This window comes from Aquicoccus sp. SU-CL01552 (genome assembly GCF_040365005.1).
Taxonomy (GTDB): Bacteria; Pseudomonadota; Alphaproteobacteria; order Rhodobacterales; family Rhodobacteraceae; genus Antarcticimicrobium.
The window spans coordinates 21,939-35,228 of sequence record NZ_BAABWV010000022.1; the positions used below are offsets into that span (position 1 = coordinate 21,939).

The window sequence follows — 13,290 nt, forward strand, 5'->3', positions numbered from 1 at the left end:
GGGGAGGGCGGTGTCCGCATTCGGGCGGTCGGCCGGGCGCTCCTGCTTTCCGGCACCGCCGCACCATCTCGCGCGCCGCGGATCGCGTCCACTTTGCATCACATTGGTCTCAATGTGATTTTTCGCATTGCAGGCCGGCCGTGCCTTGGGGCACAAGGCGCGGCATGAGGATGGGGCAGGGATACAAGGCAGGGGGCGGCGGCATTCTGACCGCCGGTCTGGCGATTCTGCTCGCGGTGCAGGTCGCGCTCGCCCATGTGCACAGCGGTGCGGCCCGGACGCCCGGGGGGCTGGAACTGGTCATCTGTTCCGGCGACCAGGTCCGCACGATCATCCTGAACCCGGTCGATGGCTCCGTCGATGAGCGGCCGACAAAGCCCGACCTGCCGGGCGAGGCGGAATGCCCGTTGTGCATCACCGGCGCCACGGTGCTGTTCGAACAGCCCGACCGCGCCTCCGTCCCGGCCGAGCTTCACCCGCTGCGCTATCCATTGGCCGCCCGCCTGCAGACCCGCTCCGCGCGGCCCCTGCTGACCCGCGCCATCCGCGCGCCCCCCTCGATCGTCTGACTCACGGACAGGGCGCCGAACCGGCGCCCGACCCGCGCAGGCGGCCGCATCCGCACGGCCCCCGTGTGCCTGTTCAACGATAATCGAAGGGATATGAAATGACCGTCACCCAACCGGTGCGCCTTGGCGCCACCGCTCTCTTGTTGTCCTCGCTCTCCAGCATCGCAATGGCCCAGGTCATCGGGACCGATGCCGGGGGCGAGGTGATCGAACTTGCCCCGATCACCGTCGACGCCGCGACCGAAACCGCCGGCGCCGCCTCGCATGAATTCGTGCCGCAGGGGATCAGCCTGGCACCGGCCACCGATGGCGGCGAGCTGCTGCAATCGGTTCCCGGCGTCAACGCCGGCCGGATGGGCGGCCACGGGCTCGAGGTGATCATCCGCGGCCAGCAACAGAACCAGCTCAATATCATCGACGCCGGCTCGTTCACCTATGGCGCCTGTCCGAACCGGATGGACCCGCCCGCTGCCACCGCCGCCTTTGCCCGCGCCGACCGGGTGGTGGTCGAGCGCGGCTATCACACCGTCACCAACGGTCCCGGCGGCTCGGGTGGTGCGGTGATCCTCGAACGCGAGGCCCCCGAACTGGACGCCGAGAAGCGCTGGGAAGGGGAATTCCACACCGGCGTCTCCACCAATTCCGACAGCGCCGAGGTCGGCGGCGCCATCACCCTCGACCTGGGAAAGGGGTTCTACCTCAAGGGATCGGCCGAACGCCGCTCGGCCGAGAACTATACCGACGGCGACGGCAACACGATCCGCAGCGCCTTTGACCAGCAAAGCACCGGCGTGACGCTCGGCTATGCCGGCAACGGCCTCGACCTCGCCTTCGACGTGGAACGCGACCTGGCCGAGGATGTGCTTTATGCCGGCTCCGGCATGGACAGCCCGAGTTCGGAAACCATGGTCTATCGCTTCCGCTACGGCGTCGACCTGGACATGGGGGCGCTGCGCCGGATCGAGGGCAACCTCTACCGGACCGAGGTCGATCACGTGATGGACAACTACTCGCTGCGGCCGGTGGGGGCGATGGCGATGCGCACGCCGACCACCTCGGACACCACCGGCGGCAAGATCGAGGCGCAGTTGGATTTCGGCTCCACCACCGCCAGGATCGGTGTCGATTATCAATCCAACACCCGCAACGCGATGGCCTATGGCGGCATGCCGGCGATGATCCCGATGATCGACGCGTCGAATCCGGCCACGGCGCGGTTCAACATCTGGCCGGATTTCGAGATCGCCCAGACCGGCCTCTATGTCGAAACCGAAACCAAGCTGACGTCTCAGGCGACGCTGCAACTGGGCCTGCGTTATGACCACGTCAAGGCAAGTGCCGGCAGCGCGGCTACGGTGCCCGGCGGCTCGACCATGGCGCCCAACGATTATTATACCGCGCAATACGGCACCACCTTCGACAGTGCCCGGACCGAGGACAATATCGGTGGGCTGGCGCGGCTGGAATACGCGCTCAGCGGCGAGACGACGCTGTTTGCCGGCCTGTCCCGCTCGGTCCGCACGGCGGATGCCACCGAACGCGCCATGGCCCGCAGCACCTGGGTCGGCAACCCCGACATCGCCCCCGAAAAACACTACCAACTCGATTTCGGGGTCGAGACGGTGCGCGACAACTGGAGCCTGAACGCCGCGCTCTATGCCGACCGGGTTGATGATTTCATCCTGCGCGATGCCTTCTCGGTGCCCGGCGTGACCACCTATCGCAACGTCAACGCGCTGCTGTCGGGCGTGGAGCTCTCCGGCAGCTGGGAGCGTGACGGATGGCAGGTCTCGGGCGATGCCACCTATACCTATGGGCAGAACATGTCCGACGACCGCCCGCTGGCGCAGATCCCGGCGCTGAACGGCCAGCTCTCGGTCTCCTACGGGCAACAGGCCTGGCGCGCCGGTGCCCGGGTGAACTGGGCGGTGACCCAGACCCGGATCGACCCGGCCCGCGATCCCGGCCAGACCCCGGGCTATGCCACGCTCGACCTGTTCGGCAGTTATCAGGTCAGCGACAACGCGGTGCTGCTGGCGGGGGTCGATAACCTCACCGACCGGACCTATGCCAACCACCTGAGCCGGGCCAACGTCTTCGACCCGACCCTGACCCAGGTCAACGAGCCGGGCCGCAGCCTCTATGTCAAGCTCGTGGCGCAGTTCTGAGGCGCCTTGCAGGGGGCGGCGCGCGCCGCTCCTGACCGGATGTGCCAAGGACCGCGCCCCGATCAGGGCGCGGTTTTCAACGGTGGGGCGTGTTGGGGGGCGATGTGTCGGATTGTACTGACGGCAGCTATGCGCAGAAAGCGGAGTTTGCAAAGTTGCTGGCGCAGCGCTTATTTTAGCGACGCGACCGGCCCATACCGGCCGCTCGCCGTCCTCTCCTTCGCCGCAGCGCTGCTTCACGAGACCGGCCATTCGTGCATCTTGCAGCATCCGAGCAGGGGTGAACGTCAGGAAGGTGGACAAGCCGGGCCCTTGCTGCGGCTGCACCTGTGTCTGCAATACGCCTCTTATGCTGAACAGCGGGCGGGTAAGGATGGTATTGAAACGCTCAGAAAAGCGCCAGGCCGCTGTTCAAGTATGTCGCGCCAGAAAACGTTCGACGTCCCTTCTCGATGGAACGGTGCCAGAGAAAATCTCAACGTAGTGCTGCACGCGCGCCAGCCTGTCTGAGCGCGCCTCTTCGATCTGCATCGAGATATAACCGATCTGGGTGTAGATCACTGTCAGGCTGCGCACATGGGCTTGGTCAGGTGAAAAGCCGTGGCGTCGAAACAGACCTGCGACGGCCTCGATGCGGATGCGATCTGCCTCGTTGACGCGGCGCTGCAGATCATCGTCCACACGGGCCCAGTTGCGGATCGCCAGATCAAGGCGCGCATCGAACAAGGACGGATCAAGCCAACAATCCATCAGATTGAACAACGCATGGCAGATGTTTGGCGCATCCATATTGCAGCGCGCCACAAGATTGCCGGTGTTTTGATTTTCCCACCGCGCGATCATCGCGCTGTGCAGTTCCTTTAGGTCCGCAAAGAACCAATAGAAACCGGTGCGTGCAAGGTTCAGCTTTTTGGCCAGGCCCATGACTTTGACCGCGTCGATACCATCGGACACCAGCACCTCATAGGCGGCATCAAGCCAGAGATCTTTTGAGCCACGTTGACGAGAGCGAGAGCCATGCATCCCATCAGGATAGAGAACTTGACAGGTGTGTCAATTACCTCGAAGAATATACGCGAACACGTCCAACTGTGAGATTTTTCGATGACCAAAGACCCGCTGCTTCAGCCGTATCACCTGAAACATCTGACGTTGAAAAATCGGATCATGACGACCAGCCATGAACCTGCCTACCCCGAAGACGGCATGCCCAAAGACCGCTATCGCGCCTATCACGCAGAGCGCGCAAAGGCGGGCGTTGCGCTGGCCATGACCGCAGGCTCTGCGGCGGTGTCCAAGGACAGCCCGCCAGTGTTCAACAACATCTTGGCCTATAAGGACGAAGTGGTGCCGTGGATCCGGAACCTCACCGATGCCTGCCACGAACATGGCTGCGCGGTGATGATCCAACTGACCCATCTGGGGCGTCGGACGACGTGGAACAAGGGCGACTGGTTGCCGTCTGTGTCGTCGTCCAAACATCGCGAACCAGCGCACCGGGCCTTTCCCAAACTGATCGAAGATTGGGATATCGAACGGATCATCACCGATTTCGCCGATGCCGCAGAGCGGATGCAGGCGGGCGGCATGGACGGGATTGAACTGCAGGTCTACGGCCACCTGCTGGATCAGTTCTGGTCGCCACTGACCAATGATCTGACAGGGCCATATGGTGCGGACACCCTGGAAAACCGGATGCGGTTTCCGCTGGATGTGCTGGCCGCGATCCGCAAACGGGTTGGGGACAAATTTATCGTCGGGTTCCGCTACACAGCGGATGAGGCGCAAAAGGGCGGTATCACCGCCGAAGACGGGCTCAAGATATCCAAGACGCTGGCAGACACCGGTCAGCTTGATTTTCTGAACGTCGTGCGCGGGCGCATCCACACCGATCCCGCCATGACCGATCTGATCCCGATCCAGGGCATGAAGAACGCACCGCATCTGGATTTCGCAGGGCAGGTCAAAAAGCTGACAGGGATGCCCACCTTCCATGCGGCCAAAATCCCGGATGTGGCCACAGCGCGCCATGCGGTCGAGGCCGGGCTTCTCGACATGGTCGGCATGACCCGCGCGCATATGGCCGACCCGCATGTGGTCAAAAAGATCATGGAAGGGCGCGAGGATGACATTCGCCCTTGTGTCGGTGCCACCTATTGTCTGGATCGCATCTATGAAGCCGGTGACGCGCTATGTATCCACAACGCCGCGACAGGGCGCGAATTGACCATGCCGCATACGATTGAGGCGGCGGATGTGAAACACAAAGTCGTGATCGTCGGCGCAGGTCCCGCAGGGCTTGAGGCTGCCCGCGTCGCCGCCGAACGCGGTCATGATGTTGTGGTGTTCGAGGCCCAGCCAGACCCCGGCGGCCAAGTGCGCCTGACCGCCCAAAGCCCGCGCCGGCGCGAGATGATCTCGATCATCGACTGGCGCATGGCGCAATGCGCGGCCCGCGACGTGGTGTTCCATTTCAACACCTGGGCCGAGGCGGCGGATGTCACAGCCTTAAACCCCGATGTCGTCATCATCGCCACCGGCGGCATGCCCAACACCGAATTGTTGGAGACCGGTCAGGACGCGCCCCATGTGGTGACGTCTTGGGACATCATCGCGGGGGATGTGAAGCCTGCGGACAATATCCTGATCTATGACGAAGCCGGGGATCACGCGGGGCTACAAGCCGCCGACATTGCCGCCGCTGCCGGATCAACCGTCGAAGTGATGACCCCGGATCGCACCTTTGCGCCGGGCGTCATGGCGATGAATTTGGTGCCTTACATGCGGTCGCTTCAGGACAAGGACGTGACCTTCACAGTGACACGTCGGTTGATTGACGTGGCGCGCAGCGACAACAAACTGACGGCAAGGATCGGCACTGACTATAGCGACCACTGCAAGGAACAGGACTACGATCAAGTCGTGGTCAACTATGGCACCTTGCCATTGGATGACCTGTATTTCGACCTGAAACCGCTGAGTTCAAACGGCGGGGCTGTGGACCATGATGCGTTGATCGCAGGGATGCCGCAGACCATCCAGCGCAACGCGGACGGGACGTTCCAACTCTTTCGTATCGGCGATGCCGTCTCTGCCCGCAACACGCACGCGGCCATTTATGATGCATTGCGATTGGTGAAAGACATCTGAGGATGCCAAGATCAACGGCAAACAAACCGGCCATTCAAGCATCGCGCAGCATCGGTCATAATCGGCTCCAAGCCGACTTGCGGCGACGCAGCAAGCATCTTGAGTGTCCCGATCGACATGACCGGCCCGTTTCAGCCGTTTGTGTCTGCCCAAAGCGCTGAGCCTCTGAAAGCAGCCGGGGCGCGGTAGATTACATATCACTAACGCGCAGCCTCACGTTTTGAACGGTGGGGCAGCCGAGGCAGATCGTGATCCGCTGTCTCTCAATCCTCTGCGACGGCGCTGCGGGGCAACGCATGCCGCACATGCCAGACGTCCTCGGGGCGGATGTCCACGACGCGCTCGGCCCACTCGAACTCCGCCGCGCGGAGCGGGGACCAATCGATCCCGGCCCTGCCCGTCAACAGGATGGCCTCGCCACTGGCGAAATCCGGAATGAACAGCCCGGCGCGGCCGCTGACTTCGATGTTGCCAAGCGTGTTGTAGTATCGGTTGCCGGCATAGTCCGGAAAGGACAGCGAGCCGTCCACATTCTGGCGCAGGACTCCGGGCATCCCCCCGCGGTGGGAAACGTCCGCCCCGTCCTTCGCATAAGTCGCGATGAAGAACGTGTCCGCGGAAGAGATGATCCGCCGCGCGACCGGATCACTGATTGCAACACGTGTGCCTTCAGCGGGCGGGAACGCCGCGGTAGGCAGGCGGATATCGCGCTTCCGAATGTATTGCGGGCAGTTTCCATAGCTTTGTTCGACCTCGATGGACAGAACATCCTCTGCCACGGCCGAGATGACGCCATTCATGCGGTTGCGCCGCCGGGTTTCGAAGTCGAGCCCGAGAACGGCCGCCTTGGCGCCCGGTCGCAGATCCAGGCCCAGTGGTCGGGCGAGCACCGCGCGGGTGCTCGCTGTCAGCCGGGTGGAGGTCGTCTGCGCCCCCACGGGCAGCAGGGAAGCCGTCGCCCACGGCCGACCCTGCATGTCCCTCAGGCCGAGAAACAGCACCGGCAGGCTTTCGAAGAATTGCTGGTGCTGCCCCGGCATCGTCGCCCGGATGGCGCGTGCGGCGCGTGCGCGCCATTTCTCGGGGACGCCGACGCGGTCCTGTACCGCGCGTTCGCCGGCGTGGAAAACGCAATCAGGCTGAATCATGGCAAGAGCCTTTCCGGTTCAGGTCCCTTCAGGGATCGGCGAGTTGACCATGCCCACGAAGCCAGGCAGCGCCTCGATCCGGGCCAGCCACGCGCGAATGGCCGGGTAGGCCGCAAGGCTGACGCCGCCCTCGGGGGCATGGGCGATGTAGCTGTAGCCGGCGATATCGGCGATGGTGACGCCAGAACCGGCAAGGAAATCGCGGCGGCGTAGCTGAGGCTCCATAACGCCGAACAACCTGTGCGCCTTGGCCTTGGCAACCTCATGATCCACCGGCGCACCAAAGACCGTCACCAGCCGCGCCGACGCCGGGCCGCTGGCGATTTCGCCCGCAGCGACCGACAGCCAGCGCTGCACTTCCGCGGCAGCATCAGGGGCCTCCGGCAGCCAGCCGCGGCCATCAGGGTATTTCCGCACCAGATAGACGAGGATGGCATTGGAATCGGACAGCGTGGTGCCGTTGTCATCAATCGCGGGAACCTGACCGAAAGGGCTGATCTCAAGATATGCAGGCGCCTTGTGGGCGCCGCATGCCATATCCAGATCGACGGGTTCGCAGGGTACGCCAAGCAGCGACATCATCAGCTCCACCCTGTGGCAGTGCCCCGACTTCGGATTGCGGTACAGTTTGACCGGTGCGGCGCCGGCGGGAAAATGCGGGTTCATCTAACAGTCCTCCAAGGATCAAAGGCCAAGATCGGAAAGGCCCGGATGATCGTCGGGCCGGCGGCCCAGGGGCCAGAGAAACTTGCGGTCTTCCTCGCGGATGGGGTGTTCATTGATGCTGGCATGCCGGGCTGCCATCAGCCCGTCTTCGGCGAATTCCCAGTTCTCATTGCCGTAGGCCCGGAACCATTGCCCGCTGTCGTCACGGTACTCGTAGGCATAGCGCACGGCGATGCGATTACCCGCGAAGGCCCAGAGCTCCTTGATCAGGCGATACTCCAGTTCGCGCCCCCATTTGCGGCTCAGGAAGGCCTCGATCTCGGCGCGCCCCTTCGGGAATTGGACCCGGTTGCGCCAGCGGCTGCCCGGCGTATACGCCAGCGCCACCTTGGCCGGGTCGCGGGAATTCCAGCCGTCTTCGGCAAGGCGAACCTTTTGCCTGGCGGTGTCTTCGGTGAAGGGAGGAAGCGGGGGACGGCTCATCGGCGCATCCTTTCTGTCTTGGGTCCAGGCCTGAGAAGCAAGCGGCCGGGCACAGCCCGGCCGCTTCGAAACGATCAGGCCGCGAGTTCGCCAGCATCGACCGCCGGGAAGTCGATTTCCGTTTGGGCGAGCTCGTTCAGGTAGTTGGTCCAGATGTTCAGCGCGACATGCTGCACGATCTCGATGATCTGGCCGTCATCATAACCTGCATCACGGATGTCGCGCAGGTCTTCCGCCCCGACGCGTCCACGCGCGTCGACCAGTTTCACTGCGAACCGCACGGCGGTGTCCGCCTTGATGTCATACGAGTGGCCAGCACGATTGGCGGCGATTTCGGCTTCGTCGAGCTTGGCGAGGTTCTTGCCGAGGTAGGTATGGGCAGAGAGACAGTAGTTGCAGCCGTTCTTCTGCGCCACGGCCAGCGCGACGCGTTCGCGGGTGGCGGCCGGCAAACGACCTTTGCCGAGGGCACCGGACAGGCCGAGATATCCCTCCAACGCGGCCGGGCTGACGCTGGCAAGGCGGAACAGGTTCGGGACCGTGCCCAGCTGTTTTTCGACAGCTTGCAGCAGTGGCTGGGAAGCCGCCGGCGCGGTCGCGATGCTGTCAGGATAGGTGATACGAGACATGTGAAAGCTCCTCTGCTTGATGTGCAGTGGAGATGTAGAAGCTTCCATATGATGGCAGTAGATCATATTATCGAGATGCAGGCTTCCAAAAATTGGAAATCAGATGACCGACCGCCTTGAGACCATGTCCATCTTCGTGCGTGTCGTGGACGAAGGTAGCCTGACCTCCGGCGCACGTGCCCTGCGGATGCCGATCGCCACCGTCAGTCGCCGGATCAGCGAACTTGAGGGCAAGCTTGGTGCCGAGCTTTTGCTGCGCTCTCCCCGTGGGCTGACGCTCACGGACACGGGCAGAACCTACGTCGCGGCCTGCCGCAGAATCCTGGAAGACGTCTCGGAAGCAGAGCGCAATGCCTCTGGCGAATTCACCGCGCCGCGGGGAACCCTGACGATGACCGCGCCCATCGTCTTTGGCCGGCTGCATGTCCTGCCTGCAGTAAACGCGTTCCTGAGGACCTTTCAGGATGTCGACGTGCGGCTTGAACTGACTGACCGCCCGGTGAACCTGCATGAGGAACATCTCGATCTGGCAGTACGCATAGGGCCACTTGCGGACAGCATGTTCATTGCCCGCAAGGTGGGCGCGGTGCGCCGGATCGTCTGCGCCAGCCCCTCCTATCTCGAGAAACGGGAAACGCCAAAGCTGCCGGGGGACTTGGCAAATCTGGATGGCATCACCTTCCAGAGCCTCATGTCACCGCAGGACTGGCGTTTCGGATCTGGTCGGCAAGAGTTTACCGTTCCGGTACGTTCGCGCCTGATCGTGAATTCCGCTGAAGCCGCGATTGATGCAGCCATTGACGGGCTGGGCTTCACCCGCGTCCTGTCTTATCAGGCCGCGGCCGCAATCAGGGCGGGGCAACTCGTGCCCCTTCTGCAGGATTTCGAACCCGAACCCTGGCCAGTCCACCTTCTTTACGAGCCGCGCGCCTTGATCCCAAAGAAGCTCCGTGCTTTCCTCGATTTTGCCGCGCCGAGGATTGCAGCCGATATAGCCTGACCTTCCTCGCAGAGGCCGTCACCGCGTTGGCCACGCTGAAATTTCGATGACGTGGTGGATGATCGATGTCAGCAAATCGCAAACTACGCATCGCGATTGCGACGACATCACTCGACCGTCCTGACTACAACAGCGTCGCGACCGGCCTTTTGCGGACCTCGGCCATGGCGTCAGGCGGCGCGCCGCAGCTTCAGCAAACCTGCCATTCGAGCATCCCGCAGCATTTTTAGGGGGTGAATGACCGCTGTGCGGACCAAGCGGTCGTTCCTTTCCCCTCGATCCTCAAAGGCTCGCGGAGCATGGCGCCTCGGTCAAATTGCAGTTCAATCTGCAGTATCCGGCATGACGTCCGTCAGCTTCCCGGTGAGCGTAGCGCATGACCCAACCGCTGGGCCGCTTCGACCGTTGCCTCGCCGCACAGCGGCCAAGCCTGCGTTAGCCCTTCGATGATCACCAGGAGTTCGGTCTCGGCCCCAACGAGCCCGGTGGCCGCTGCGGCCCGTTCCGCGACCTCGCCCTTATGGCGCTCAAGAAGTTGGCGGAGGGGGAGGCTTCCCGGATCGGCCGCCACGGCCGCATGAAAAAGACAGCCGTGGGAGGTCTCGGTCGCCATCCATATTCCGACGCGGGACAGGATGGCAGCGAGCGCCTCATCAGGCTCTTCCGGCAAACCGTCAAAGACGCGGGTGAGATAGCGCTGATGCCGGTTTTCCAGCGCTGCCAGCACCATCTCCGCGCGCGAAGGGGTATATTTGTAGAGCGTGCGCAGGCTCACGCCGGCTGCGTCGCGCAGGTCCTCCACGCTGGGCTCGGCGAAGCCGCGGCTGGCAAAGGCACTCTCAAGCCCGGCGGATATCTTGCGCATCATGTCTGTCATGCTTGACGATGTAGAGTGATCACTCTACCTACGCAAGTAGAGCAACCATTCTACATCGGAGCAGGCCATCATGCCCCTTCCTGAAACAATGAAAGCCGTCGTTCTGACCGGCCATGGCGGGCTGGACAAGCTCGAATGGCGCGAGGATGTGCCGGTTCCTCGACCGGACGCAGGTGAGGTGTTGATCCGTGTGGGTGCCTCGGCGGTGAACAACACCGACGTCAACACCCGTACGGGCTGGTATTCGAAAGCCGTGCGGGGCGATACCGGCACGGCCGCCACGGAGGGCTATGGCGGCGCCTCCGATGCCGACGGGGCCTGGTCCGGTGCGCTCAGCTTTCCGCGTATCCAGGGCGCCGATTGCTGCGGTGAAGTCGTTGCCGTCGGATATGGTGTGGATGCGGGCCGGGTTGGCCAACGCGTCCTGGTGCGGCCGATGCATCATCCTGCGGGTACGGCCCCCGACGCGCTGGTGACCTTCGGGTCCGAGCGCAACGGCGGATTCGCCGAATACACGACCGTCGACGACGAACATGCGTTGCGGATCGACAGCCCGCTCACGGACATCGAACTCGCCTCCTTCCCTTGCGCGTTCTCAACCGCCGAGGGCATGATCCAGCGCGCCGGGCTGGGCTCGGAACGCGTGCTGATCACGGGGGCCTCAGGCGGTGTCGGCTCGGCGGCCGTGCAACTCGCCAAGCGACGTGGTGCTCATGTGACGGCGGCCACCAGCCGGGCCAAGATGGATGCGCTGAAGGCGCTTGGCGCTGATGCGGTCGTGGACCGCAACGACGCCTTTCCCGAAGAGGCCTTCGATGTGGTGCTTGACCTGGTGGGCGGACCGCGTTGGCCCGAACTGCTTGACGCGCTTGTTCCCCGGGGCCGCTATGTCACCTCGGGGGCCATCGCCGGGCCGATTGTCGAACTCGACCTGCGCACGCTTTATCTGAAAGACCTGACGCTGATTGGCAGCACGCGGCAGGACCCGCGTGTCTTCACTGACCTGATCAGCTACATCGAGGCAGGTGAGATCCACCCAGTGGTCGCCGAAACCTACCTTCTGCGCGACCTACGCACAGCGCAGGAGGCGTTTCTTGCGAAGTCGCACTTGGGCAAGATCGGGATCGTGATCGCAGGCTGACGGCGGCAGGCCAAACATCGGCACCCTTGATGGGCGACGTCCGGCATCTGGGCTCTCTCCACCAAGCTTCGTCGGAGTATGATCTGACCGGCCCCTCAGCAAGAAGTCGTGTCCGTTGATTTGAAACCCACACGCCCGCCTGCGCTTTTTGGCCACGGACGTTCATCCAAACCGCAAGGCGAACTACAAGGTCGGTTCGCATCAGAAACACGGCCGCATTGTTTTGATGCGCCGGGCCGTTTTCGGGTTCATAAAGCAGAGGCAAATGTCTCGTCAGAACATGCCGTTGTCATGGGCGCTGGTCTCTGGAAGTTCCTGAAGTACATCCCAATGCTCTACGATCTTCCCCGCGTCATCGAGCCTGAAGATATCGATCCCGGCGTATTCCAATCCGCCCGGCCAGATCTGGTGGCAATGCAAGATGACATGCCGCCCCTCGGCAAAGGCCCTTTTTATATCGACCCGTTTGCCCGGATACTCTGCAGCCATGCGCTCAAAATAGTCGATGAATCCCTGGCGTCCGCTGGCCACGTGCGGATTGTGCTGGATGTAGTCGTCGCCTGCGTATCGCTCAATTGCCTCACGCGGTGCGCCATCATTGAACATCATCTCGTAGAACCGGATCACATCACGCTTCATGGTCTGCAGATCACTCATGACCGTTCTCCTTCAAGTTTGCTGAGATGACAGCTTCTATCGCTTCCAGGATCTCCGCAACTTTTGCCGGGTGCGCTGCATCTTCATGCGGCGGCGCGAACCGACCTGCGTCATTGTCGAAATAGCGCCCGGAGGCCGTGGCAAATTCGTCCGACAGCGCAGCACGGCGCAGTATGTCGACGCCAATGGACAGGTCGTTGCCCGCCACGCCGAAGCCTTCCTTCACCATCTTCGAGGCCAGCAGAGAACCAGGATTCACGGCGACGAACATCGGCCCATCCGGGTGAGTGCGGGCCAGCTCTTGCGTCCAGATCGTGATCGCCAGTTTGCTTTGCGCATAGGCCGCCATGTGATCGAGGGCGCGCTCGCCGCGCATCGCGTCCACGTCAACCGGAGCCTGCGCCGCCGACGACAGGTTCACCACGCGGCCGTCTGCCGGGATGACCGGCAGCAAGTGCTGCGTCAGCAGGTACGGCGCGAGCGTGTTGACGACAAAGCGGGTGTCGAGGCCATCAGGCGTACGGGTCTCGGCCACCTTGTAGACGCCTGCGTTGTTGATCAGCACGTCGATCCGGTCATGACGGGCCAGAATCTTTCCGGCCAGCGTTGCGACCTCGTCCAGCCGGGACAGATCGGCGCGAAAAGTCTCGGGCGCGCCGCCGACTTCCTTTGCGGCGATCTCCAGCTTGTCGGCGCTGCGGCCGTGCAACAGCACGGTGTGGCCTTCGCCCGCCAGCGTCTTTGCCGTCAAAAAGCCGATGCCGTCGGTCGCGCCGGTGATAAGGATCGTCTTCGTCATTCG

The 13,290-nt window shown here is 63.0% G+C and carries 13 protein-coding genes; 5 read left to right on the forward strand and 8 right to left on the reverse strand.

The window, feature by feature from the left end; all coding sequences use genetic code 11:
• Positions 1 to 164: 164 nt before the first annotated feature.
• A complete protein-coding gene (locus ABWV23_RS20165; RefSeq protein ID WP_353351079.1) occupies positions 165 to 569 on the forward strand; it encodes a DUF2946 family protein in 405 nt (134 codons plus the stop codon).
• A 98-nt stretch (positions 570 to 667) separates the two neighbouring features.
• Positions 668 to 2,737 (forward strand): TonB-dependent receptor domain-containing protein, encoded by a 2,070-nt coding sequence (locus ABWV23_RS20170; RefSeq protein WP_353351082.1) that lies wholly within the window; start codon positions 668 to 670, stop codon positions 2,735 to 2,737.
• A 411-nt stretch (positions 2,738 to 3,148) separates the two neighbouring features.
• Here ABWV23_RS20170 and ABWV23_RS20175 read toward each other — a convergent pair whose 3' ends face one another.
• Positions 3,149 to 3,760, reverse strand: coding sequence for a TetR/AcrR family transcriptional regulator (locus tag ABWV23_RS20175; RefSeq protein ID WP_353351084.1), 612 nt, complete (start codon positions 3,758 to 3,760; stop codon positions 3,149 to 3,151).
• An 81-nt stretch (positions 3,761 to 3,841) separates the two neighbouring features.
• Here ABWV23_RS20175 and ABWV23_RS20180 point away from each other — a divergent pair, with 81 nt between their 5' ends.
• Positions 3,842 to 5,887: an FAD-dependent oxidoreductase gene (locus tag ABWV23_RS20180; RefSeq protein ID WP_353351086.1), complete on the forward strand. Its 2,046-nt coding sequence runs from the start codon at positions 3,842 to 3,844 to the stop codon at positions 5,885 to 5,887.
• A 263-nt stretch (positions 5,888 to 6,150) separates the two neighbouring features.
• Here ABWV23_RS20180 and ABWV23_RS20185 read toward each other — a convergent pair whose 3' ends face one another.
• The 4 genes from ABWV23_RS20185 to ABWV23_RS20200 form a co-directional block, all read right to left on the reverse strand.
• Positions 6,151 to 7,035 (reverse strand): pyridoxamine 5'-phosphate oxidase family protein, encoded by an 885-nt coding sequence (locus ABWV23_RS20185; protein ID WP_353351088.1) that lies wholly within the window; start codon positions 7,033 to 7,035, stop codon positions 6,151 to 6,153.
• A gap of 18 nt (positions 7,036 to 7,053) precedes the next feature.
• Positions 7,054 to 7,701 carry a glutathione S-transferase family protein gene (locus ABWV23_RS20190; RefSeq protein ID WP_353351090.1) on the reverse strand — a complete coding sequence of 216 codons (648 nt, stop codon included), beginning with the start codon at positions 7,699 to 7,701 and terminating at the stop codon, positions 7,054 to 7,056.
• An 18-nt stretch (positions 7,702 to 7,719) separates the two neighbouring features.
• Positions 7,720 to 8,184: a nuclear transport factor 2 family protein gene (locus ABWV23_RS20195; protein ID WP_353351092.1), complete on the reverse strand. Its 465-nt coding sequence runs from the start codon at positions 8,182 to 8,184 to the stop codon at positions 7,720 to 7,722.
• Positions 8,185 to 8,258: 74 nt separating this feature from the next.
• The gene (locus tag ABWV23_RS20200; protein WP_353351094.1) at positions 8,259 to 8,813 is read right to left on the reverse strand and encodes a carboxymuconolactone decarboxylase family protein; all 555 of its coding nucleotides are present in this window, start codon (positions 8,811 to 8,813) and stop codon (positions 8,259 to 8,261) included.
• 103 nt (positions 8,814 to 8,916) lie between these two features.
• On the opposite strand from ABWV23_RS20200, the gene ABWV23_RS20205 reads away from it, so the two are divergent.
• Positions 8,917 to 9,813: a LysR family transcriptional regulator gene (locus tag ABWV23_RS20205; RefSeq protein WP_353351096.1), complete on the forward strand. Its 897-nt coding sequence runs from the start codon at positions 8,917 to 8,919 to the stop codon at positions 9,811 to 9,813.
• A 352-nt stretch (positions 9,814 to 10,165) separates the two neighbouring features.
• Here the strand turns inward: ABWV23_RS20205 and ABWV23_RS20210 are convergent, their stop codons facing one another.
• Positions 10,166 to 10,690, reverse strand: a complete 525-nt coding sequence (locus tag ABWV23_RS20210) for a TetR/AcrR family transcriptional regulator (protein WP_353351098.1) — start codon at positions 10,688 to 10,690, stop codon at positions 10,166 to 10,168.
• An 88-nt stretch (positions 10,691 to 10,778) separates the two neighbouring features.
• Here ABWV23_RS20210 and ABWV23_RS20215 point away from each other — a divergent pair, with 88 nt between their 5' ends.
• Positions 10,779 to 11,831, forward strand: coding sequence for an alcohol dehydrogenase family protein (locus ABWV23_RS20215; protein WP_353351100.1), 1,053 nt, complete (start codon positions 10,779 to 10,781; stop codon positions 11,829 to 11,831).
• A gap of 273 nt (positions 11,832 to 12,104) precedes the next feature.
• Here the strand turns inward: ABWV23_RS20215 and ABWV23_RS20220 are convergent, their stop codons facing one another.
• Positions 12,105 to 12,488: a nuclear transport factor 2 family protein gene (locus ABWV23_RS20220; RefSeq protein WP_353351102.1), complete on the reverse strand. Its 384-nt coding sequence runs from the start codon at positions 12,486 to 12,488 to the stop codon at positions 12,105 to 12,107.
• Positions 12,481 to 13,287 carry an SDR family NAD(P)-dependent oxidoreductase gene (locus tag ABWV23_RS20225; RefSeq protein WP_353351104.1) on the reverse strand — a complete coding sequence of 269 codons (807 nt, stop codon included), beginning with the start codon at positions 13,285 to 13,287 and terminating at the stop codon, positions 12,481 to 12,483. The genes ABWV23_RS20220 and ABWV23_RS20225 overlap by 8 nt, the downstream gene beginning before the upstream one ends.
• Between the last annotated feature and the right edge of the window lie 3 nt (positions 13,288 to 13,290).

What these genes read in the sequence shown, in the direction of transcription:
- ABWV23_RS20165 (WP_353351079.1), top strand. Translation starts at nt 165, where the DNA reads ATGAGGATGGGGCAGGGATACAAGGCAGGGGGCGGCGGCATTCTGACC.
- ABWV23_RS20205 (WP_353351096.1), top strand. Translation starts at nt 8,917, where the DNA reads ATGACCGACCGCCTTGAGACCATGTCCATCTTCGTGCGTGTCGTGGAC.
- ABWV23_RS20195 (WP_353351092.1), bottom strand. Translation starts at nt 8,184, where the DNA reads ATGAGCCGTCCCCCGCTTCCTCCCTTCACCGAAGACACCGCCAGGCAA.
- ABWV23_RS20185 (WP_353351088.1), bottom strand. Translation starts at nt 7,035, where the DNA reads ATGATTCAGCCTGATTGCGTTTTCCACGCCGGCGAACGCGCGGTACAG.
- ABWV23_RS20210 (WP_353351098.1), bottom strand. Translation starts at nt 10,690, where the DNA reads ATGACAGACATGATGCGCAAGATATCCGCCGGGCTTGAGAGTGCCTTT.
- ABWV23_RS20225 (WP_353351104.1), bottom strand. Translation starts at nt 13,287, where the DNA reads ATGACGAAGACGATCCTTATCACCGGCGCGACCGACGGCATCGGCTTT.
- ABWV23_RS20180 (WP_353351086.1), top strand. Translation starts at nt 3,842, where the DNA reads ATGACCAAAGACCCGCTGCTTCAGCCGTATCACCTGAAACATCTGACG.
- ABWV23_RS20215 (WP_353351100.1), top strand. Translation starts at nt 10,779, where the DNA reads ATGAAAGCCGTCGTTCTGACCGGCCATGGCGGGCTGGACAAGCTCGAA.
- ABWV23_RS20170 (WP_353351082.1), top strand. Translation starts at nt 668, where the DNA reads ATGACCGTCACCCAACCGGTGCGCCTTGGCGCCACCGCTCTCTTGTTG.
- ABWV23_RS20175 (WP_353351084.1), bottom strand. Translation starts at nt 3,760, where the DNA reads ATGCATGGCTCTCGCTCTCGTCAACGTGGCTCAAAAGATCTCTGGCTT.
- ABWV23_RS20190 (WP_353351090.1), bottom strand. Translation starts at nt 7,701, where the DNA reads ATGAACCCGCATTTTCCCGCCGGCGCCGCACCGGTCAAACTGTACCGC.
- ABWV23_RS20220 (WP_353351102.1), bottom strand. Translation starts at nt 12,488, where the DNA reads ATGAGTGATCTGCAGACCATGAAGCGTGATGTGATCCGGTTCTACGAG.
- ABWV23_RS20200 (WP_353351094.1), bottom strand. Translation starts at nt 8,813, where the DNA reads ATGTCTCGTATCACCTATCCTGACAGCATCGCGACCGCGCCGGCGGCT.